We start from the raw sequence: 20791 nt of genomic DNA, 5'->3' as shown, positions 1-20791 counted from the left end.
CATGTGCGGCGGGGTGAGGGTCTGGCGGGTGTGTCGTTGGCGTGGGGTCTGTGGTCGGGTGGGGCGGGGATGGGCGCCCAACTCGACACCAAGGCCTTTCAGCGACAGGAGCGGGTCGGCACGCCGGCGGTGTCACCGGAGCGGGGGCTCGAACTCTTCGACGAGGCACTCGCACTCGGCGACGCCGCCCTCGTACCCCAACCCGTGGACCGGGCAACCGTGGCGGGCAACCCCGAAGTCCCGTACGTCCTGCGTGAGTTGATACGAGAGCGCCGGCAGGTAACGCGCCCTCGGGCCGGCGCCGAACATCACAACGGCCATGCGGATGCCGAGCATCACAACGGCCATGCGGACCCGGACCGGGCCGCCGGACCGGCAGCCCTGGCAGAACGGCTCCGGAGCCTGCAGCCGTCCGAGCAACTCGATCTGCTGCTCGATCTCGTACGGACGCATGTGGCGGCCGTCCGGCACGACGATTCCGCCACGGCCGGCGCCGACAACGCGGACGCGAACCGCGGGTTCACCGAACTCGGGCTGGACTCTCTCGCCGCGGTCGAGCTGCGCAACGCGCTCAGCGCGGCCACCGGCCTGCGACTGCCCGCCACACTGATGTACGACCACCCCAACCGGTCCTTGCTGGCGCGGTATCTGCACGAGCGGCTCGTGCCGGAAGGCACCGGGGCCGAGCCCGCTGCCGAGGACCCGCAGGTGCCGTCCAGCCCCTTCAGGGACATGGCTGTCGAGGACCTGGTGCGGGCGGCTCTCGGGCCGGACAGGCAGGAGTGAGCCGCGGGCCCGGGAGTAGCAGGAGATAGGGGTTACCCGGCCCCGGCCGCACTCATACGATCACGTCTTGACGCGGCGTCACGCCGACCGGCCCGAGGAGGCTGCCATGGATCCCTTTTCTCTTCTGGCCGGTGCCGGAATCGCCGTTGTGGCCTACGTCGCCGGGCGGCTGGAGCGACGGCGCAGGCCGCGGACTCCGGAGGCGGTCGAGCCCATCTGCTCGTGCGAGCACTCGCTCGCCCATCACGACCGCGAGACCCGGGCCTGCCACGGCAGGGTGAAGACCCCGGTCGCCTTCGACAAGGTGTACGGCGCCGTGGACTTCGAGATGGAGCCCTGCACCTGTCGTCAGTACATCGGCCCGCAGCCCCTCGAGACGTTCTACGCACCCGAGATCACGGACTGAGCGCGGAGGAGTCTGATGCGCGTCCTGTTCACGGTGATCGCGGCCAAGACCCATCTCTACAACCTCGTGCCGATGGCCTGGGCCCTTCGGGCTGCGGGCCACGAGGTCCGGGTCGCCGGTCCGCCGGACCTGGTGGAGGCCATCACCGCCACCGGGCTGACCGCCGTGCCGGTCGGGGACGGCCTCGGTGTCGCCGGCTCCGCCGCCGGGGGCGCGCAGGGCCGCCGGACCGGGAACGACTCAGGTCCGAGCAGCCGGATGCTGCGCAGCATGAGCGGGGACATGCTGGAGGACCGTCCCGAGGAACTGACCTGGGAGCGGGTGCTCGGGGCATTCACCGTGGCCTGTTCGGTGCAGTACGAGTACTTCGCGGGGCAGTCGGCCCTGGACGACCTGGTGGACCACTGCCGCGACTGGCGGCCCGACCTCATCGTCTGGGACGCGCTGACCTTCACCGGTCCGATAGCGGCCATGGCATGCGGCGCGGCCCACGCCCGGATGCTCTTCGGCACCGACTACACCTCACGGATGTACGGCTTCTACCGCGAACTGCGGCTCGCACAACCCCCCGAGCGGCGTGAGGACCCGGTGTCCGACTGGCTGTCCGGCAGACTCGCCCGCTTCGGCGTCCCGTACGACGCATCGATGGCCGTGGAGCTGATGACCGGGCAGTGGTCGATCGATCCGACCCCGCCCTGGATGCAGCTGCCGCTGGACCTCCCCTATGTACCCGTGCGTCAGATCCCGTACAACGGGCCGACGGGAATTCCCGAGTGGATCCACGACAAGCCGGAGCGGCCCAGGGTCTGTCTCTCCCTCGGCATGTCGGGCAGGGACCTGCTGGGTGGTGACGTGATCCCGGTCGAGGACCTCCTGGAGGCACTGGCCGACGCCGACGTCGAACTGGTCGCCACGCTCAGTGCCGAGCAGCTCGCCACGGTGAAGACCCTTCCGGACAACGTCCGGGCCGTGGAGTTCGTCCCCCTCAACGAGTTGCTTCCCACCTGCGCGGCCGTCGTCCATCACGGCGGTTTCGGCACCGTGGTCAACGTCCTCGCCCACGGCCTGCCGAACCTGGTGGTACCGGCCCCCTGGTGGGACGAGGCTCATCTGGGACGGCATCTGGCCGAAGGCGGTGCCGGTGTCGTCGTCGACTCCGCCACGGTCACCACCGACTCGCTGAGGAGCGCCCTGACGCGGCTGCTCACCGATCCCTCCTTTTCCCTCGGCGCGCGAAGAATGCGTGAACGGCTCCGGAGGGTGCCGAGCCCTCGCGAACTCGTGCCGCGGCTGGAGGAACTGACCGCTGTGCACCGCCCCGACCGCAGAGCCGGATGACGTCCGCGCAGTCCTGTGCCCGAACGGAGAGTTGCATGCGTGTGCTGTTCACGGTGTTCGCGGCGAAACCGCACTTCTACAACCTGGTGCCGATGGCCTGGGCGCTGCGGGCCGCCGGCCACGAGGTCCGGGTCGCCAGCCAGCCGGATCTCACGGAGACGATCACCAGGACCGGGCTGACCGCGGTCCCCGTCGGTGACGCGCTGAACCTGTGGAAGTCCTTCGCGCCCGAGGAGAGCGACACACAGGGCGGCGGCACCTGGCAGCGGCTCAGTGGGGTCAGCGAGGGGAGGGAGTCCGTACTGACCTGGAACTATGTGCTGGGGACCTACACCCTCGCCTGTTCCATGGAGTACGAGCACATGGCGGGCCAGTCCATGCTCGACGACGTCGTCGCGTACTGCCGCGAATGGCAGCCCGATCTGGTGATCTGGGACGCGCTGACGTTCGTCGGCCCCGTCGGAGCCCGTGCCTGCGGTGCGGCACACGCCAGGATGCTGTTCGGGATCGACTACAACGCCCGGATGTGGACCACCTATCGGAGACTCCTGTCGGACCGGCCGCCCGAGCAGCGGGACGATCCGGTGGGTGACTGGCTCGCCGGGAGACTCGGGCGGTACGACCTGGAGTACGAGCCCGGCCTGGCCACGGAGCTGATGACCGGTCAGTGGACGATCGACCCGACCCCCGACTGGATGCAACTGCCGACGGACCTTCCCAGGGTCCCGGTGAGGTATGTCCCCTACAACGGGCCGACCGGCATCCCGGACTGGGTCCACGAGAAGCCCCGGCACCCGCGGGTCTGTCTGTCCCTCGGCATGTCGGGACGCGAACTGCTGGGCAACGACAAACTCTCGGTCAACGGCGGCGCGTCGTCCGACGGCATCACACTCGACGATCTCGTGAGCACCCTCGCCGGACTCGACATCGAACTCGTGGCGACGCTCAGAGCCGATCAGCTGCTGTCGCCGACCGAGCTTCCCCGCAATGTCCGAGCGGTGGAGTTCGTCCCGCTGAACGAGCTCCTTCCCAGCTGCGCCGCGGTGATCCACCACGGCGGATTCGGCACGGTGGGAAACGTGCTGACCCACGGGGTGCCCAGCGTGACCATTCCCGCGCCCTGGTGGGACGAGGCAGAACTCGGTCAGGACATCGCCGAACGCGGGGCGGGGATCTTCATCGACCCCTCCGACCTGACGCTCGACGGGCTCCGGGAGAGCGTCGTCCGGCTGATCGGCGAGCCGTCCTTCCTGGAGAACTCGCTGCGCGCCCGGGACGACCTGCGCGCCACTCCCAGTCCACTCCAAGTCGTCTCCGAACTGGAGGAGCTGACCTGCCGTCACCGATCGACACAGGCGCGCGACGTGCGCGGTTGCCATCCGGAAAGTGAACGCGAACGGGAGGATGTTGCCTAGTGGGCGGCAGTTACGCAATTGACATATCGGGTCTGCGTAAATCGTTCGGGGACGTCGAAGTCCTCAAGGGCGTGGACCTGAAGGTCGAACAGGGATCGATGCTCGCGCTTCTGGGGCCCAACGGGGCCGGCAAGACGACCATCGTCAGGATTCTCAGCACACTCACCGCGCCCAGCGGCGGCACGGTGACCGTCAACGGATTCGACGTCGGGAGGCAGAGCGACGGCGTACGCGGATCCATCGGCGTGGTCAACCAGTTCATGGCTCTGGACTTCGTGCACACCGGCCGGGAGAACCTGGTCATGATGGGCCGGCTGCATCGGATAGGGACCAAGGCCGCACACCGGCGCACCGAGGAGCTGCTGGAACAGTTCGATCTCAACGATGCCGCGGACCGGCCGGTCCTGACGTACTCCGGCGGGATGCGGCGGCGGCTCGATCTGGCCATCAGCCTGATCGCGGCTCCCTCGATCCTCCTGCTCGACGAACCGACCACCGGCCTCGACCCCCGTAGCCGGATCGGCATGTGGTCCGCCATCGAGGGCCTGCTGGCGGACGGCACGACGATCCTGCTCACCACTCAGTACCTGGAGGAGGCCGACCGGCTGGCGGACCAGGTCGCGGTCATCGACGAGGGCAGGATCATCGCCCACGGCACCGCCGCCGAACTCAAACGACGGGTCGGCGAGGAACGCATGGAGCTGACGTTCGCCGCCGCCGACGACTACGCCAAGGCATGTCTCGCGGTCGCCGGCGAGGAGGCGCTCTGCGACGCGGAGAAGCAGACCATCGGGCTGCCCGCCGGCAACACCAACCAGCTGATCGGGGTGCTCAGCCGGATCGAACAGAGCGGCGTCGACGTCGGGTCCCTGGCCCTGGCCAAACCCACTCTCGACGACGTCTTCCTGACCCTCACCGAGCGCACCACCCCCGTCAGCGCGACCCTGGAAGGCGAGGGAGTCAAGTGACCACCGCGACACGCACGGCCGGCGGAGCCCCGCGGCTGCAACGCTCGAACGCGGCCTGGGCCCTCAGCGACGCCAGGGTGCTCATCAAGCGCTATGTCAACCACATCACCCGCCAGCCCGACGAGATCATCACCGCCGTCATGATCCCCACCAGCATGATGCTGCTGTTCCGGTTCATGCTGGGCGGCGGCGCCGTGGACGTGGGCGGCACCGCGTACGTCGACTTCCTCGTCCCGGGAGTGCTCACCGTCGGTGTGACCCTGATCGCGGTCTCCACCACGTCCGGCGTGTACATGGACATGCAGGAAGGGTTCGTCGACCGGCTGCGCTCGATGCAGACGATGGCCGTGGCCGTGGTGGTGGGCCATGTGGTCGCGGCGGTGCTGCGCGCGGTGATCTCGCTGACGGCTCTGTTCGCGCTCGCCTTCCTCATCGGATTCCGGCCCAAGGCCAACGTCCTGCAGTGGCTGGGGGCCATCGGCGTGCTGTTGCTCTTCGCCTTCGCCGTGGCCTGGATCGCCGTCCTGCTCGGCCAGATCGCCAAGAGCAGCGCCGGTGCCAGCGGGCTCGCGCTCATCCTGACGTTCCTGCCGTACACCAGCAACATCTTCGCGCCGACCGACACCATCTCGGCGGGGCTGCGCACCTTCGTCGAACACCAGCCGCTGACCGCGGTCATCGACAGTGTGCGGGCCCTGTTGCTGGACCAGCCCGTCGGCAACTCCGTATGGCTGGCCGTCCTTTGGTGGGGCGGCATCACGGCCCTGGTGATCCCCGTGTCCGCCCGGAAGTTCCGGCGCCGGTACTCGTAGGGGTGGGGCACGAGCGCCCTCGCCCCGACGTTCTCGGCCCCGTCCGCAGCTGCGGACGGGGCCGAGAACGTCGGGGCGAGGTACGTCAGACGATCCGGACGTCCGGGACGTAGAGAATCCACCGGCCGCCGGCCTCGCGGAACCCCTGTTCCTTCGCCATGATCTCCTCGGCGTGGTTCCAGGCGAACAGCAGGGCGTAGTCGGGGTACGGCGAGGAGAATGCCTCGGGCGGACGTACCGGGATACCGGAACCGGGCATCAGCCGGCCGTGCTTGGACGGTGTCGTGTCGCAGACGAACGGGATCAGTTCGGGGCCGATACCGCAGTAGTTCGTGACGGTCGAGCTCTTCGCCGTGGCGCCGTAGCCGACGATGGAGTGGCCCTCGGCACCCAGTTTGCGCAACAGGGCCGGCAGATCCTCACGGATGCCCCGTACGGCGGCCGCGAATCCGTCGAGCGTCGCGCGATCGGTGAGACCTCGCGCGCGTTCCCCGGCGAGCAGTTCGTCGACGGAGGCGGTCGGGGTGCGGCGGCCCGCACGGGCGAGCGTGTAGCGGATCTGGCCGCCGTGCACCGGCAGGTGCTCCACATCGGCCAGTTCGAACCCGAAGTGTTCCGCCATGGCGCGCACCGCCTGCGCGGTGAAGAAGTAGACGTGCTCGTCGTAGATCTGGTCGAAGCTCGTCCGGTCGATGATCTCGCCGAGATACGGGTCCTCGAAGACAAGCACACCGTCGGGCGTGAGCAGCGTGTCGGCGCCCTCGAAGACCTGCCCGATGTCACGGATGTCGCACAGGGTGTTCGCGGCGTAGATGACGTCCGCGGGACCTTCCGCCGCCCACACCGCGCGCGCCGAGGCACCGTCGAAGAAGGCGCGGTGCACACGTACGCCGCCCGCGCCGGACGGCTCGAAGGCGAGATGGCGGACACCGGCGTCCCCTATGGCCCGCAGGGTCACTCCGTCGTTGCAGCCGATCTCGACCATGAACGGGTCGGGCCCGGTCAGCTCCGTGGCGAGGAAGCCGCGGGCGGTCTCCTCGAAGTGGGCGCGCATCACCGTGGAGTTCGACGAATGGTACGGATACCCCTCGTGGACCTCGTGCTCGGGCGGGATGTCCTCCATCAGCTGGACCATCGAGCACGACACACAGACGCCGATGGCCAACCGGTAGCGGAACTCGTCCGTCGTCCGGCCGGGTTCGGTGAAGGCCGAGGACAGCGGATGCTGCCCGAAGTCGAAGAACTCGCGAACCGATGCGTGACAGACCCGACAGAGCGACATGAGGCGGCCTTCTCCTGGTTACGGATGGGACTCAGCCGTCCGACGGCCGTCCCGACAGACTGTGCAGGCAGGCGACAAGGCTGCGTGCCTGGATGTTGACGTAGTGGCTGTGCCGCAGCAGATCGACCAGCTGATGAACCGTCAGCCAGCGGTACTCCGGGTGGTCGAACTCGGCGTCCTCGTCGACCTCCACGATGGTGTACCGGTTGGAGGCGTGGAAGAAGCGGCCGCCCTCCTCGGAGAGCGTGACGTCGAACCGGATCCTCTCGGGCCGGGCTCCGAGGACCTCGCCGAGCAGGGGCGGCAGCGCCGCCGGCGGCAGATGCGCGAAGTTCTCCGGGGTGCACTGGACCGTGGGGGACAGCTCGGCCACGTCGAGACAGCCGGGTTCGACCAGCGCGTGCACCAGAGCGTGGAGCACCCCGTCGATCTGCTTCACCAGGAAGGCGACGATGCCGGCAGCCGTCGGCCTGATCATGGGCTGGGTCCACTGCCGCACCTCACGGCTGCCCGCCTGGACGTCCACCGCGATCAGTTCGAAGAACCGGCCGGTCTCGTGCGCGATCGCGAACTCGTCGCGCTTCCAGTGCTCAAGGGCGTTGAGCGGCATCTTCGCCGTGATCACCTCGGACCGGCTGCGTACATCGGTGATCCAACGCAGGACCTGGTCCGTGGGGACGGCCCCGCCGTCGGATCCCTGGCAGGAACGCAACAGCGAGGCCCGGAAGGAGTCGTCTCCGGGAGTCACCGCCATCAGGGGGCCGGCGCCCGAGAACGGCAGACAGGACAGCACCGTACGGGCGTCCATGTTCACCACCTCGTCGAGGGCGAGCAGTTGGTGCAGCTGCCCGATGGTGAGCCAGCAGAAGCCCTCCAGGACCTCGACGTCCTCGGTCACCTCGACGACCATGTTCCGGTTGCGCTTCTGGTAGAACCACGAGCCCTGTTCCGACTGGCGTACGTCGGTGATGATCCGATGCCTGGTCGGTTCCTGGAAGTAGTCCAGGTAGGGCACGGACCGTCCGTCGTGCACCCGGGTGTAGTTGCTGCGGGTGGCCTGCACAGTGGGCGAGAGCTGGAACCCGTTGACGTTCCCCGGTTCCGTCTTCGCCTGCATGAGGCAGTGCAGGACTCCGTCGAACTCCTTGACCAGGACACCGAGTATGCCGAGCTCCGGCTGATTGATGATCGGCTGGGTCCAGTGCGGGACAGGTCCGTCCGGGATCCGCACGTCGAGGCCCTCGACCGAGAAGAACTTTCCGCTGCGGTGGCGCAGGTCCCCCGTCACGGGATCCTCGCGCCAGCCGACCAGGTCGTGCAGCGCTATGCGGCGCACCCGGGCCGCGGACTCACGGCTGTAGTCGGCGTACCAGCGGTGGAAGTCCGACAGTTGAGTGATCCCGCCGTCCCGGACCCGGACGGACTCCGCGATCTTCGCCGCGGTCGAGGCCTCCCGTTTGGACGAGACGGACGGCGTAGCCCCGGATGCCGGGGGCGACGGGGTCGAGGACGACAGGGTCGGGGAGACGGCGGAAAGATCCGTCATGGGGAACTCCTAGCCGAGTGGTTCGCTGTCCGGCGGTTCGGGGTCTGCCACCCGGTCAGACGGTCTGGACTTCGGGGACGTAGAGGATCCACTTGCCGCCGGCCTCACGGAAGTCCTGTTCCTTCGCCATGATCTCCTCGGCGTGGTTCCAGGCGAAGAGCACGGCATAGTCCGGGTAGGGATCCCTGAACGCCTCCGGCGGACGGATGGGAATGTGCGATCCGGGCGTCATCCGGCCCTGCTTCTCGGGTGTCGAGTCGCAGATGAAGGGGATCAACTCAGGTCCTATGCCGCAGTAGTTGGTGACCGTGGCGCTCTTGGACGTGGCGCCGTAGCCGACGACGCTGCGGCCCTCGGCACGCAACGAGGCGAGGAGCGACTTGAGTTGCTCGCAGTTGGCGTCGATCGTCGTCGCGAAGTCCTTGTAGGTGGAGGGTTCGGCCAGACACTGCCGGCGCTCCTCGGTGAGGAGTTCGGCGACGGCCGGTGCCGGCGGCCGCTCTCCGGCCCGCGCGACCGTGTAGCGCATGGCGCCCCCGTGCACGGGCAGATGGGCGACGTCGACCAGCTCGAAACCGAACCGTTCCGCCATGGCGTGCACCGAACGGACCGAGAACAGGTAGAAGTGCTCGTCGTAGATCTGGTCGAAGTACGCCTGCGCGAGGATGTCGCCGAGATAGCGGTCCTCGAAGACGAAGGCCCCGCCCGGCGCCAGCAGGGCCGCGGCGCCGGCGAACACCGAGTCGATGTAGGCGATGTGACTGATGGTGTTGGCGGAGAAGACAAGATCGGCCGGCCCGTCCGCGAGCCGGACGGCCGCCGCCGTCGCCTTCTCGAAGAAGGCCACCCGTACCCTGCTGCCTCCGGCACGGGCGACCGCGGCGGCCTCCGCGGCCGGATCGATGCCGAGGTGCCGCACTCCCGCGCCGCCTATCGAGTTGAGCATGATGCCGTCGTTGCAGCCGATCTCGACGTAGAACGGATCCGGCCCCGCCAGCTCGGTCTCCAGGAAATGCCGAGCAGTTCGCTCAAAATGCCCGCGCATCACGGAGGAGCCGGATGAACGATACGGATAGTCGCTGGGGAACATGCGCTCCCTGGCGACCTCTTCCGCCTGCTGAACCATCGAGCAGGACGTGCAGAATCCGACGGCGAGCCGGTAGAAATGCTCTGTGCCAATGTCATGGGGGGTGATGAAAGTATCGGATACCGGCTGGCGTCCGAAGTCGAAGAACTCCTGTACGGCGCCACCGCAGATACGGCACTTTGACATGGGGGACAGCCTACTGTCGGTGGACCGGGCGGCCAACCCCTATTTATGGGGGCGGCCCCGGTGCAAATGCACCGGGGCCATTCTGCGGCCGAGGGGGGTCCGCAGAGCTTCGAAGGGGTTTCAGAGCGTTCTCAGCACCTCGCGTACGGCACTGATCACCTTTTCCTGGAGATCCACCGAAAGCGACGGATACATGGGAAGGGAGAAGATCTCACCCGCCAGCTTCTCGGTCACCGGAAGCGATCCTCGCCGGTATCCGAGATGCTCGAATCCCCGCATCGTGTGCACCGGCCACGGATAGCTGATGTTCAGCATGATGTCGTACGACTTGAGCGCCTCGATGATGTCGTCCCGGCGCGGGTGCCGGACCACGTACACGTAGTACACGTGGTCATTGCCCTCGGCCGTTCCCGGAAGCACCAGCTCCGTGTCGCCGAGACCTTCCACGTAGCGCTCGGCGACCGCCCTGCGGGCGGCGATGTACTGGTCGAGCCGCCCCAGCTTGCGGCGGAGGATCTCCGCCTGCACCTCGTCCAGGCGACTGTTGTGGCCCGGCGTCCCGACCACGTAGTAGCGCTCCTCCATGCCGTAGTACCGCAGCCGGCGCAGTGCCGTGTCGACCTCGTCGTCCGAGGTGACCACCGCACCGCCGTCGCCGTAGGCCCCCAGGACCTTGGTCGGATAGAACGAGAACGCCGAGGCCCGGCCCATGCTGCCGGCGATCCTGCCGTGATGGTGCGCGCCGTGCGCCTGCGCGCAGTCCTCGAGGATCTCCAGGCCGTGCCGTGCGGCCAGTTCCTCGAGGGGCGCCATGTCGACGCACTGGCCGTAGAGGTGAACGGGCAGGATGCAGCGGGTGCGGGGTGTGATCGCGGCCGCCACCTGATCCGTGTCCATCAGGTAGTCGGAGCCGTGCACGTCGACGAGAACGGCCTTCGCGCCGGCGCCGTCGATCGCGATCACCGTCGGCGCGGCGGTGTTGGACACCGTGATGACCTCGTCGCCGGGGCCCACCCCCAGTGCCTGCAGCCCCAGCTTCACGGCGTTGGTCCCGTTGTCCAGGCCCACGGCGTGTGCCGCGCCGTGGTGGGCGGCGAACTCCTCCTCGAAACCGCGGACACTGCTTCCCAGAACGAGCTGCCCGGAGCGGAACACCTGCTCGACGGCGCCCAGGATGTCGTCCTTCTCCTTCTCGAACTCCGCCAGATAATCCCACACACGTGTGGTCACGACCGCTCCCACTCCCTGTCACGACGACGGATTTCAGATATGGAGAATCACGCGGCTTTTCAATGTCATCCGGAATTTCACTACAGTGCCCCGGGGACCGCAACCCCTAGCTGCCCCAGCGCCCTTGAGGGGCCCCAGACGCAGTATGTATGCATTGCCAGACGTATGCCCCGGTGACTAGCTTTGCCAGCCAGCTTTTCATCGTGCCGGCCCAACGGTAACCGGGCCGCTACCAAGGGATATGCGGTATATGAAGGGGATAATTCTCGCGGGTGGTTCCGGTACTCGGCTCAACCCAGTCACGATCGCGGTGTCGAAGCAGCTTCTGCCCGTCGGTGAGAAGCCGATGATCTACTACCCGCTTTCGGTGCTCATGCTCGCCGGTATCCGGGACATCCTGATCATTGCAAAGCCCGTGGACGTCCCGCAATTCCGACGGCTGCTCGGAGACGGCTCACAACTGGGCCTCACCATCGAGTACGGCGTGCAGCCCGAACCCAACGGACTCGCCGAGGCCTTCCTCATCGGCGCCGACCACATCGGGGACGACTCGGTCGCCCTGGTGCTCGGGGACAACATTTTTCACGGCCCCACGTTCCAGGACCTGTTGGAGGCGAGCGTCCGGGAGCTGACCGGGTGCGTGCTCTTCGGCTACACCGTCAAGGACCCCGAGCGCTACGGCGTCGCCGAGACGGACGCCGGGGGCCGGATCGTCTCACTGGAGGAGAAGCCCGCCCGACCACGGTCCAACCGCGCCGTCACCGGCCTCTACTTCTACGACAACGACGTCGTGGACATCGCCAAGAACGTCCGGCCCTCCCCCCGCGGCGAGTTGGAGATCACCGACGTCAACCGCGAGTACGTGCGCCGCGGTGGCGCGCGGATGGTCGACCTGCGCCGCGGCTTCGCCTGGCTCGACACAGGCACACCCGAATCCCTGCTCCAGGCCTCGCTGTACGTGCGGACGCTGGAGGAGCGGCAGGGCGTCCGCATCGCCTGTCTGGAGGAGATCGCCCTGCGCAAGGGGTTCATCGACGCGGGGGAGTGCCACCGGCTGGGGGTGGCCCTCGGCGGTTCGGGCTACGGCCGGTACGTGATGGACATCGCCCGGGAACTGTCGGCCTGAACCCCGCGCCCGTCAGGAGACCGCCACCGGAAACCGCGCCACACCGTGCGTGACCGGAGCCCGCATCCGATGGACCGGCTCGCCGTCCGGCCGCAACCCCCGGTAGGGGCCGGACACCAGAACCTCCAGTGCCGCCCGCGCCAACAGCCGTACCGACCCACCCACGAACCCGGTGTACGACGCGTCGTCCAGCGAGAGATGAGCGGCGGCAGCGCTCCTCCCGGTGATCCGGAACCGCTCCGGCTCGTCGTACACCTCCGGGTCGCGGTTCGCCGCGTCGACCAGTACGACGAGCTGGTGCCCGCGCTCCACCGGCTGCCCCGCGATCTCCACGCCCGTGCCTGCGATCCGGCTCACCAGCCGCACGGGAGGCGCGAAGCGCAGGGCCTCCTCGACGGCGTCCGCGGCGAGCGACGGGTTCTCGTGGAGCAACGCCCACTGATCCGGGTGCTCCAGCAGGGCGCACACCGCGGCGCAGACGAGATTCGACGCCATCCCCACCCCCAGGCCCAGCGTCAGCATCAGCGCCGCCAACGTGTCCTCGGCCGGCGCCCCGCCTCCGCTCGTCGCCTCCAACAGCGCGCTGACCAGGTCGTCGGCCGGTGCGGCGACACGGGCGGTGATCAGCTCCTCCAGCATGCCCCGCAGCCTGTCGTACGACGCGACCAGCTGACGCGCCATCGACAGCGTCGGTGGACACAGCAACGCGTCCGGCACGGCGGCGGTGACGGCGACGGCCCCCTCGAACCCCTCCCTGAGCTCTTCGGGCAGCTTCAGGAGTTCCGCGAAGAACGCCGCCGACGCCGTACGGGCCACGTCCGTCATGAGGTCGAACGCCGATCCGCCGGCCCGCCCCAGGGACTCGGCGAACGCGCCCGCGGCAGCGTCGTGACGATCCGCCGTCGAGGCCGCACCGAGCACCGGGGCGGTCAGCGCTCCGAGCCGTTCGAAGCCCGCGCGGTCCATGGCGAGCAACGGATCGTCCACGGCCAGGACATGCTTGAGCGACGTACGGGAGTCGATGCCGAAGATCCGCTGTCGGCGGCTGCGGCCCGCCCCGCCCGGCACCTCGGGAACCAGACGCTCGTCGGCGAGGATCGCCGCCCCCGCCTCATGGCTCGCGGTCACCCACACGTCCGACTCGCTCTGCCGCAGCGACGGCCGACCCCGCATCCCCTGATGCAGGATGCCCAGCACACGCGGCTCGATGCCCTGGTCACGCAGGATCAGGGCATACGGGTCACCGCGGTTGCCCCGCATCCACTGCGTACCGCGAGCAGCCAGCAGATGACGCGACAGATCACTGTCGTTGAACTGCCGCGGGTCGATCTGATGCTTCGTCATGCCCGGCCCTCCACTAGCCCTGTGCACCGTTCATAACCCCTGGCCGGGGTATCGGACCACCCCTGCCCTCGCGGGCCGTCGCGTCGAGGGCAGGGGTGACGCCGAAGAGGGGCGCGTAGGGGCTGACGGGCCGGGACCCCCATGTGAGTGTGATGGCCATACCTGGCGCAGCGTGCCCGGATTATCTGTGACGTGTCATTGCACCGAGCCTGCCAGGTCCGCAGAGCCTCTATCCGGCGGGACGAAGAGGAATCCACGAGCAATGACCAAAGCATTGATCATCGGCGGCGGAGTGGCCGGCCCGACCAGCGCGATCGCCTTGCAGCGAGCCGGACTCGAGCCCGTCGTCTACGAAGCCTACGAACGCGGCGCCGACGGCATCGGGCAGAACCTCGTCCTCGCGGTCAACGGGTACAGCGCGCTCCTCGCACTCGGAGTGCCGCATCTCGCCGAGGGGTTCGACATCCCGCGCTACCGCTTCAATCTCGGGGGCGGAAAGCGACTGGCCAAGATTCCCAACGGAGAACCCCTGGACGACGGCACCGTCGCCCGCGCCATCACCCGGTCCGATCTCTACACCGCGCTGCGGGACGAAGCCATCGGCCGCGGTATCGAGATCAACTTCGGCAAACGGCTCGTCGACGCGAAAGTCGGCCCCGACGGTGTGACCGCCCACTTCTCCGACGGAACGGAGGACCACGGCGACGTACTCGTCGGCGCCGACGGACTCCACTCCATCACCCGCAAGATCATCGACCCCGCGGAACTCACCTTCCGCTACGGACGGTTGTGGACGACCGGCGGCTACTGCACCGGCATCGAGACGCCGCACGAAACCGGCACCGAGTTCATGTACTACGGAAAGCGCGGCTTCTACTGCAACATCACCGACCCCGACGGACGGGTCTGGTGGTACGCCACCGTCACGCGCCCCAAGGAGCCCTCGCCGGAGGAGATCGCGGCCATCACTCCCGAGCAGTGGCGAAGCCAGCTGATCGACACGTTCTCGGTGGACAAGAGCCCGGCCGTCGAAGTCATCAAGGCCACGGAGGCGATCTGGCCCCCGCGCCCCATCCAGGACATCCCGCATCTGCCGAAGTGGCACAACGACCGCATGGTCGTGATCGGCGACGCGTGCCACGCCGTATCGCCCTCGGGCGGACAAGGCGTCTCCATGGCCATCGAGGACTCGGTCGTTCTCGGCAAGTGCCTGCGCGACATCCCCGACATCGGCCGGGCACTCGAGCGCTACGAGGAGCTCCGCCGCGAAAGGGTCGAGAAGGTCGTCGCCTTCGGGAAGCAGTGCGGGCGGGCGCTGGAGGCCGGGGGCCCGTTCAGGCGCATCGGCCGGGACATGATCGCCCGCATCGCCTACAGCGAGCGCGGATCGGAGTACTCCCACGAAGAGATGAAGTGGCTCTACAGCCACCGCATCGACTGGGAGAGCCCCGTCGGACAGGACGGTGTGAGCGCCGGCGCATAGCGACCGCCACGTCGCCGAGTCCGCAGGCGGCAACGCCAGAGCCGAGGGGAGCCCATGCGAGTCCTGTTCACCGTGTACGCGGCGAAGACGCACTTCTACAACATGGTGCCCATCGCATGGGCGCTGCGTGCCGCCGGTCACGAGGTCTGCGTGGCCAGCCAGCCTCAGATCGTCGACGCGATCGGCCGGGCCGGCCTGCCGGCGGTCGGCGTCGGCGAGGAGCAGTCCATCGAGGGCAGGTCCGCACCCGCGTCCGGGGACCATGTCACCAGCGACATGTCCTGGCGGGACCTCAACGCCGGCATCACCGAAACCAGGCCCTCCGTACTGACCTGGGACTACGTCCTCGGCACCTTCACCATCGCCTGCTCGACGCACTACGAGCACGCCACCGGGGGACGGGCCATGCTCGACGACCTGGTCGCGTTCGCCCGCGACTGGAAACCCGACCTCGTCGTCTGGGACGCCATGACCTTCGCCGGCCCTGTGGCCGCCCGCGCCTGCGGTGCGGCACACGCCCGCATGCTCTTCGGCATCGACTACATCGGCCGGATGCACGCCGACTACACCGAACTCCGCGACCAGCAGGCGCCGGAACGCCGCGACGACCCCGTGCACGACTGGGTCACCGGTCGGCTGGCCCGGTTCGGCTGCGACACCGACGAGGACCTCGCCCTGGAGATGATGACCGGTCAGTGGACCATCGACCCCACCCCGTCGTGGATGCAGTTCCAACTCGGGCTGCCGACCACCCGGGTGCGCTACGTCCCGTACAACGGGCCCACGGCCGTCCCTGACTGGACGCACGAAAAGCCCGGGCGGCCGCGGGTGTGCGTCTCCCTCGGGATGACGGCACGCGAGGTCCTCGGAGGAGACGTCTTCTCCGTCTCGGACATGCTGACGGCGCTGGCCGGGCTCGACATCGAACTCGTGGCGACGATCAGTGCGCAGCAGCTCAGCGGAGCGACCCGGCTTCCCGACAACGTGCGGATCGTGGACTTCGTACCGCTGAACGATCTGCTGCCGACCTGCTCGGCGATCATCCACCACGGCGGATTCGGAACCCTGGGCAACGCACTGGTGCACGGCGTGCCCCAGATCATCGCTCCCGGCCGGTACTGGGACGAGGTCGGATTCGGCCGACACCTGGAGGCCCGCGGCGCGGGACTGCTCCTCGACCACGAGGAACTCTCCGGCGACGCCCTCAAGACCAAGGTCGACGGCGACTCACTGACCGGAACGATCACACGCGTGCTCGACGACCCGACGTTCCTGGAGAACGCCGGGCGCATCCAACAGGAGGTCCTGGCGACCCCCAGCCCGCGCGAGATCGTCACGGAACTGGAAGAACTCACCGCCGCGCACCGGAAGTAGACCACCCGGCAGCAGGCGCGTCACCGGCGGCCAGCCGAAGGAAGGAAGAAGATGTCAGCTGAACACTGGGCTGGTAAGACGGTGATCGTGACCGGTGGATGCGGCTTCATCGGTTCACATTTCGTCGAGGAACTGCTGAACCGGCAGGCGAAGGTCATCTGCCTCTACCGCCGCGACAACAGGAAGGTCCTGCCCCAGCTTCCGGTCACCGACCGGCTGCGGACCGTCCGGATGGACATGTGCGACGAAGCGGCGCTGCAGCGTGTCTTCATGGACGAGCCGCAGGGCATCGACGCCGTCATGCACTGTGCCGTCGTCTCGGGCAGCACCGCCTTCAGGCGCGACCACTCGGCGACCATTCTCGACGCCAACGTGCGTGGCGTCTCCAACATCCTCAACTGCACACGGAAGTTCGCCGTCCCCGACATCGTCCTGCTGAGCTCCAGCGACATCTACCTCTCGCCGACGGACCGTCCCACCCGTGAGGAAGAGGACTTCCGACAGCTCATGCAGTACGCCCCCGACGGCTACTACCTCTCCAAGAACTACGCCGAGATCCTGGCCGAGGCCTACCGCCAGGAACACGGAATGAACATCTTCCTGCCCAGGCTCACCAGCGTGTACGGGCCGCGAGACAACTACGAACCCGACACCGACCGGGTCGTCCCGAGCATGTTCGCCAGAGTCGTGGCGGACCAGGCCATCGAGATCTGGGGCGACGGAAGCCAGACCCGCACCTACATGTATGTGACGGACCTGATCAGGTCCGTTCTGCTGATGGTCGAGAAGAACAAGCACCAGACACTGAACGTGGGAACCGCGGAAACAGTCACCGTGCTCCAACTGGCACACATGGTGTGCGCCGCGCTCGGCAGGCCCGAACGGGTCACCTTCGACCGCAGCAAGTCAGGCGGCCGGCAGAGCCGAACCCTCGACCTCGGCAGGCTTCACGGGGTCATCGACTTCGAGCCGCGGAAACTGCGGGACGGACTGAGGCAGACGGCCGAGTGGTACCGCGCCCACCGCATGCCCAGCACCGCCCCCCGGTAGCCGGCACCCCCGCACACCCCGTCCTCATCGACCTCCCGTCCCGGGCTGCTGGAGAGAATCATGCGAGTCCTGTTTGTCACACCCGCCGTCAACTCCCACCTCAACAACCTGGTGCCCATCGCCTGGGCGCTGCGGACCGCGGGACACGAGGTCTGCGTCGCGGGACAGCCCGACATCACCGAGGCAATCAAGAACTCCGGCCTCACGGCGGTCGCGGTCGGCGACAGGATGGCACTGCCCCGGGAGATCCCCGACGGCCCAGACACCCCCGACACCCCCGACGGGCCGGGCGGCCCCCAAGAACCCAGCACCCCCTTCGGACTCGGCTACGACATCGCCGAGACCCGTCCCGACCGACTGACCCTCGACTACGTACGCGGCACACTCGCCGGCTACACCTCTGTCGTCTGCGAATTCATGGCCGACCGCACGATGCTCGACGACCTGGTGAAGTTCGCCCGCGCCTGGAAGCCCGACCTCGTCGTGTGGGACGCGCACACGTACACCGGACCCGTCCTCGCACGAGCCGTCGGCGCCGCGCACATCCGCGTCCTGCCCGCTCCCGACCACTGGGCCCGGATGCGAGCGCTCCACCGGGAACTGGCGGCCGACGACCCGACAGCGGGCTCAGCCCCTGCCGACGACCCCCTCGCCCGCTATCTCGCGGCCAAACTGGAGCCGTGGGGCGGTGAGTTCGGCGACGACATGGTCACCGGCCAGGCCACCGTCGACCCCTTGCCGAGCTGGCTGGGCGTCCCACTGGACGTCGACCGCCTCTCCGTACGCCATGTGCCGTACAACGGCCCGACGGTCATCCCGGCCTGGCTGCGCAAGGAACCCAAGCGCCCCCGTGTCTGCCTCACCCTCGGCCAGACCCGCCGAAGCCTCGGAGTGCACGGACGCGGTGGAGAAGAGGTGTCCGTCGCCACCATGCTCCAGGAGGTCGCGGCACTGGACGTCGAGGTCATCGCCACACTCAGCGCCGACCAGCTTCCCAAGGGCACGCGGATCCCCGACAACGTACGCCTCTTCGACTTCATCCCGCTCAACGCGCTCCTGCCCAGCTGCTCGGCGATCGTCCACTACGGCGGCATGGGTGCCGTCGCCGCTGCGGTGGTGCACGGCGTCCCGCAGCTCGGAATCCCCGGCAACATCTGGGGCGAGGCAGGAGTCATGCGGCAACTGGAGGCACAGGGCGCCGGTCTGCGGGCCGACGCCGGCACCCTGGTCGACGGCCTCACCCGGCTTCTCGACGACCCCGGCTTCCGCCAGGGAGCCGCACAGATCCAGAAGGACATGCTGTCCCGGCCGAGTCCCCGGGACATCGTGCCCGAGATCGAGGCCGTCGTCCTCGAGCACCAGAAGTCGCGGGGGCAGGCGGCCTGATGGACGGCGACCCCAAGCTGCTCGAATATCTCAAGCGCGCGACGACGGAACTCCGGGCGGCCCGCCGGCAGATCCAGGAACGGGAAGAGAAGGACACCGAACCGATCGCGATCGTCGGAATGGCCTGCCGCTATCCCGGCGGAGTGACCTCTCCCGAGGACCTGTGGCAGCTCGTGATCGAGGACCGCGACGCCATCGGCGGCTTCCCGGACGACCGTGGCTGGAGCGAGACGACGCTCGATGACCCGGACCCGACAGGGCCCGACAAGAACTACGCCCGGCGGGGCGGCTTCCTCTACGACGCCGGTGAGTTCGATGCCGCGTTTTTCGGGATCAGTCCGCGTGAGGCTGTGTTGATGGATCCGCAGCAGCGGTTGTTGCTGGAGACGTCGTGGGAGGTGTTCGAGCGGGCGGGGATCGCGCCGAGGTCGGTGAGGGGTGGCGCGGTCGGTGTGTTCGCCGGCGTCATGTACCACGACTACGCGGGTGCCGGGAGTTTGGGCAGTGTGGTGTCGGGTCGGGTGGCGTACACGTTGGGTCTTGAGGGGCCGGCGGTGACGGTGGATACGGCGTGTTCGTCGTCGTTGGTGGCGTTGCATCTGGCGGCGCAGTCGTTGCGCAAGGGCGAGTGCTCGCTGGCGCTGGCCGGCGGAGTGACCGTCATGGCCACCCCCGAGACCTTCGTCAGCTTCAGCGAGCAGGGCGGACTGTCGCACGACGGTCGATGCAGGTCCTTCGCGGACTCGGCGGACGGTACGGGGTGGGCCGAGGGGGCGGGGATGCTCCTGTTGGAGCGGCTGTCCGACGCGCGACGCAACGGCCACCGGGTGCTTGCCCTGGTCAAGGGCTCCGCCGTCAACCAGGACGGCACGAGCAGCGGCCCGACCGCGCCCCATGGTCCTTCGCAGGAGCGGGTGATTCGTCAGGCGTTGGCGGATGCGCGGGTTTCGGGTGATCAGGTGGATGTGGTGGAGGGTCACGGTACGGGGACGGTGTTGGGTGATCCGATCGAGGCGCAGGCGTTGTTGGCGACGTATGGGCGGGGTCGGTCGGAGGGTGGTTGGCCGTTGTGGCTGGGTTCGGTGAAGTCGAATCTGGGTCATACGCAGGCTGCGGCGGGTGTGGCGGGTGTCATCAAGATGGTGATGGCGATGCGGCATGGGGTGGTGCCGGGGAGTTTGTTCGGTGAGGTGCCGTCGTCGCGGGTGGACTGGTCGGCGGGTCGGGTGGAGTTGCTGGGCCGGTCGCGGGAGTGGCCGGTGGTGGGGCGTCCGCGTCGGGCGGGGGTGTCGTCGTTCGGTGTGAGCGGAACCAACGCACACGTCATTTTGGAGCAGGCGGTTGAAGAGCCTGCGGCTGAAGAGCCTGCGGTTGTGGAGCCTGCGGTGGGTGAGCCTGCGGTTGTGGTGCCGGTGGCGTCGGTGGGGCCGTTGGTTCCGGTGGGTGTGCCGTCGGAGGTGGTGGTTCCGTGGGTGGTGTCGGGGCGGAGTGCTGAGGCGTTGCGTGCGCAGGCTGGGCGGTTGTTGGCGTTTGTGGGGGAGCGTTCGGGGCTTGGGGTTTTGGATGTGGGGCGGTCGTTGGCGGTGGCGCGGTCGTCGTTCGAGCATCGTGCGGTGGTTGCTGGGGCCGGGCGTGATGAGTTGTTGAGTGGTCTCAGGGCGTTGGTGGCGGGGGAGTCGTCGCCTCTTGTGTGTCGTGGTGAGGTGCGTGGTGATGCGGGGACCGCGTTTTTGTTTTCGGGGCAGGGGTCTCAGCGGGTGGGGATGGGGCGGGAGTTGTGTGCTGTGTTCCCGGTGTTCGCGGGGGCTTTTGATGCGGTGCTGACTGAGCTGGGGCCGGAGGTGGGTTCTGGTTTGCGGGATGTGGTGTGGGGCGCCGATCAGGAGGCGTTGGATCGGACGGGTTGGGCGCAGCCTGCCCTGTTTGCGTTCGAGGTGGCGTTGTTCCGGTTGTTGGAGTCGTGGGGTGTGCG

Annotated in this window: 17 protein-coding genes; 12 read left to right on the top strand and 5 right to left on the bottom strand. The window is 68.2% G+C overall.

The features are described from left to right. The 6 genes from ACZ5VQ_RS48945 to ACZ5VQ_RS48920 all read left to right on the top strand — a co-directional run. On the top strand, positions 1–786 hold a 786-nt coding region (locus ACZ5VQ_RS48945), incomplete at its 5' end, for an acyl carrier protein (RefSeq protein WP_469110701.1). Positions 787–853: 67 nt separating this feature from the next. Then, complete coding sequence (locus ACZ5VQ_RS48940) at positions 854–1192, top strand: hypothetical protein (RefSeq protein WP_469110700.1); 339 nt, start codon at positions 854–856, stop codon at positions 1190–1192. A gap of 15 nt (positions 1193–1207) precedes the next feature. Continuing rightward, positions 1208–2530, top strand: a complete 1323-nt coding sequence (locus tag ACZ5VQ_RS48935; RefSeq protein ID WP_469110699.1) for an activator-dependent family glycosyltransferase — start codon at positions 1208–1210, stop codon at positions 2528–2530. 35 nt (positions 2531–2565) lie between these two features. Then, positions 2566–3945 (top strand): activator-dependent family glycosyltransferase, encoded by a 1380-nt coding sequence (locus tag ACZ5VQ_RS48930; protein WP_469110698.1) that lies wholly within the window; start codon positions 2566–2568, stop codon positions 3943–3945. Next, positions 3945–4913 (top strand): ATP-binding cassette domain-containing protein, encoded by a 969-nt coding sequence (locus ACZ5VQ_RS48925; protein ID WP_469110697.1) that lies wholly within the window; start codon positions 3945–3947, stop codon positions 4911–4913. Before ACZ5VQ_RS48930 ends, ACZ5VQ_RS48925 begins: the two co-directional genes overlap by 1 nt. Further along, a complete protein-coding gene (locus ACZ5VQ_RS48920) occupies positions 4910–5725 on the top strand; it encodes an ABC transporter permease (protein ID WP_469110696.1) in 816 nt (271 codons plus the stop codon). The genes ACZ5VQ_RS48925 and ACZ5VQ_RS48920 overlap by 4 nt, the downstream gene beginning before the upstream one ends. Positions 5726–5810: 85 nt before the next feature. On the opposite strand, the gene ACZ5VQ_RS48915 is transcribed toward ACZ5VQ_RS48920, so the two are convergent. The 4 genes from ACZ5VQ_RS48915 to ACZ5VQ_RS48900 all read right to left on the bottom strand — a co-directional run bounded on the left by ACZ5VQ_RS48915 (position 5811) and on the right by ACZ5VQ_RS48900 (position 11056). Further along, entirely contained in the window at positions 5811–7007 is a 1197-nt protein-coding gene (locus tag ACZ5VQ_RS48915) for a class I SAM-dependent methyltransferase (RefSeq protein ID WP_469110695.1), read from the bottom strand. 31 nt (positions 7008–7038) lie between these two features. After that, complete coding sequence (locus tag ACZ5VQ_RS48910; RefSeq protein WP_469110694.1) at positions 7039–8553, bottom strand: NDP-hexose 2,3-dehydratase family protein; 1515 nt, start codon at positions 8551–8553, stop codon at positions 7039–7041. Positions 8554–8608: 55 nt separating this feature from the next. Beyond that, positions 8609–9826 carry a class I SAM-dependent methyltransferase gene (locus tag ACZ5VQ_RS48905; RefSeq protein WP_469110693.1) on the bottom strand — a complete coding sequence of 406 codons (1218 nt, stop codon included), beginning with the start codon at positions 9824–9826 and terminating at the stop codon, positions 8609–8611. A gap of 120 nt (positions 9827–9946) precedes the next feature. Further along, entirely contained in the window at positions 9947–11056 is a 1110-nt protein-coding gene (locus ACZ5VQ_RS48900; RefSeq protein ID WP_469110692.1) for a DegT/DnrJ/EryC1/StrS family aminotransferase, read from the bottom strand. A 250-nt stretch (positions 11057–11306) separates the two neighbouring features. On the opposite strand from ACZ5VQ_RS48900, the gene rfbA reads away from it, so the two are divergent. Next, positions 11307–12182 (top strand): glucose-1-phosphate thymidylyltransferase RfbA, encoded by an 876-nt coding sequence (gene rfbA / locus ACZ5VQ_RS48895; protein WP_469110691.1) that lies wholly within the window; start codon positions 11307–11309, stop codon positions 12180–12182. Between the two features lie 12 nt (positions 12183–12194). Here rfbA and ACZ5VQ_RS48890 read toward each other — a convergent pair whose 3' ends face one another. Next, positions 12195–13526, bottom strand: a complete 1332-nt coding sequence (locus ACZ5VQ_RS48890) for a cytochrome P450 family protein (RefSeq protein ID WP_469110690.1) — start codon at positions 13524–13526, stop codon at positions 12195–12197. 262 nt (positions 13527–13788) lie between these two features. On the opposite strand from ACZ5VQ_RS48890, the gene ACZ5VQ_RS48885 reads away from it, so the two are divergent. The 5 genes from ACZ5VQ_RS48885 to ACZ5VQ_RS48865 all read left to right on the top strand — a co-directional run. After that, the gene (locus ACZ5VQ_RS48885) at positions 13789–15009 is read left to right on the top strand and encodes an FAD-dependent oxidoreductase (RefSeq protein WP_469110689.1); all 1221 of its coding nucleotides are present in this window, start codon (positions 13789–13791) and stop codon (positions 15007–15009) included. Between the two features lie 54 nt (positions 15010–15063). Continuing rightward, a complete protein-coding gene (locus ACZ5VQ_RS48880) occupies positions 15064–16383 on the top strand; it encodes an activator-dependent family glycosyltransferase (protein WP_469110688.1) in 1320 nt (439 codons plus the stop codon). Between the two features lie 51 nt (positions 16384–16434). Further along, complete coding sequence (locus tag ACZ5VQ_RS48875; RefSeq protein WP_469110687.1) at positions 16435–17433, top strand: NAD-dependent epimerase/dehydratase family protein; 999 nt, start codon at positions 16435–16437, stop codon at positions 17431–17433. A 60-nt stretch (positions 17434–17493) separates the two neighbouring features. Then, positions 17494–18819: an activator-dependent family glycosyltransferase gene (locus tag ACZ5VQ_RS48870; protein ID WP_469110686.1), complete on the top strand. Its 1326-nt coding sequence runs from the start codon at positions 17494–17496 to the stop codon at positions 18817–18819. Then, the coding region (locus ACZ5VQ_RS48865) for a type I polyketide synthase (RefSeq protein ID WP_469110685.1) at positions 18819–20791 on the top strand (1973 nt) is incomplete at its 3' end. The genes ACZ5VQ_RS48870 and ACZ5VQ_RS48865, both read left to right, overlap by 1 nt.

The organism is Streptomyces sp. NPDC033178, from assembly GCF_055577685.1.
The sequence above is the reverse complement of the archived record's forward strand: the minus strand, read 5'-3'. Positions and strand labels throughout refer to the sequence as shown.

Bases quoted from the DNA above. Each gene is read 5' to 3' on its own strand.
- ACZ5VQ_RS48910 (WP_469110694.1), bottom strand. From the start codon at position 8,553: ATGACGGATCTTTCCGCCGTCTCCCCGACCCTGTCGTCCTCGACCCCG.
- ACZ5VQ_RS48890 (WP_469110690.1), bottom strand. From the start codon at position 13,526: ATGACGAAGCATCAGATCGACCCGCGGCAGTTCAACGACAGTGATCTG.
- rfbA (WP_469110691.1), top strand. From the start codon at position 11,307: ATGAAGGGGATAATTCTCGCGGGTGGTTCCGGTACTCGGCTCAACCCA.
- ACZ5VQ_RS48885 (WP_469110689.1), top strand. From the start codon at position 13,789: ATGACCAAAGCATTGATCATCGGCGGCGGAGTGGCCGGCCCGACCAGC.
- ACZ5VQ_RS48870 (WP_469110686.1), top strand. From the start codon at position 17,494: ATGCGAGTCCTGTTTGTCACACCCGCCGTCAACTCCCACCTCAACAAC.
- ACZ5VQ_RS48905 (WP_469110693.1), bottom strand. From the start codon at position 9,826: ATGTCAAAGTGCCGTATCTGCGGTGGCGCCGTACAGGAGTTCTTCGAC.
- ACZ5VQ_RS48875 (WP_469110687.1), top strand. From the start codon at position 16,435: ATGTCAGCTGAACACTGGGCTGGTAAGACGGTGATCGTGACCGGTGGA.
- ACZ5VQ_RS48915 (WP_469110695.1), bottom strand. From the start codon at position 7,007: ATGTCGCTCTGTCGGGTCTGTCACGCATCGGTTCGCGAGTTCTTCGAC.
- ACZ5VQ_RS48880 (WP_469110688.1), top strand. From the start codon at position 15,064: ATGCGAGTCCTGTTCACCGTGTACGCGGCGAAGACGCACTTCTACAAC.
- ACZ5VQ_RS48930 (WP_469110698.1), top strand. From the start codon at position 2,566: ATGCGTGTGCTGTTCACGGTGTTCGCGGCGAAACCGCACTTCTACAAC.
- ACZ5VQ_RS48935 (WP_469110699.1), top strand. From the start codon at position 1,208: ATGCGCGTCCTGTTCACGGTGATCGCGGCCAAGACCCATCTCTACAAC.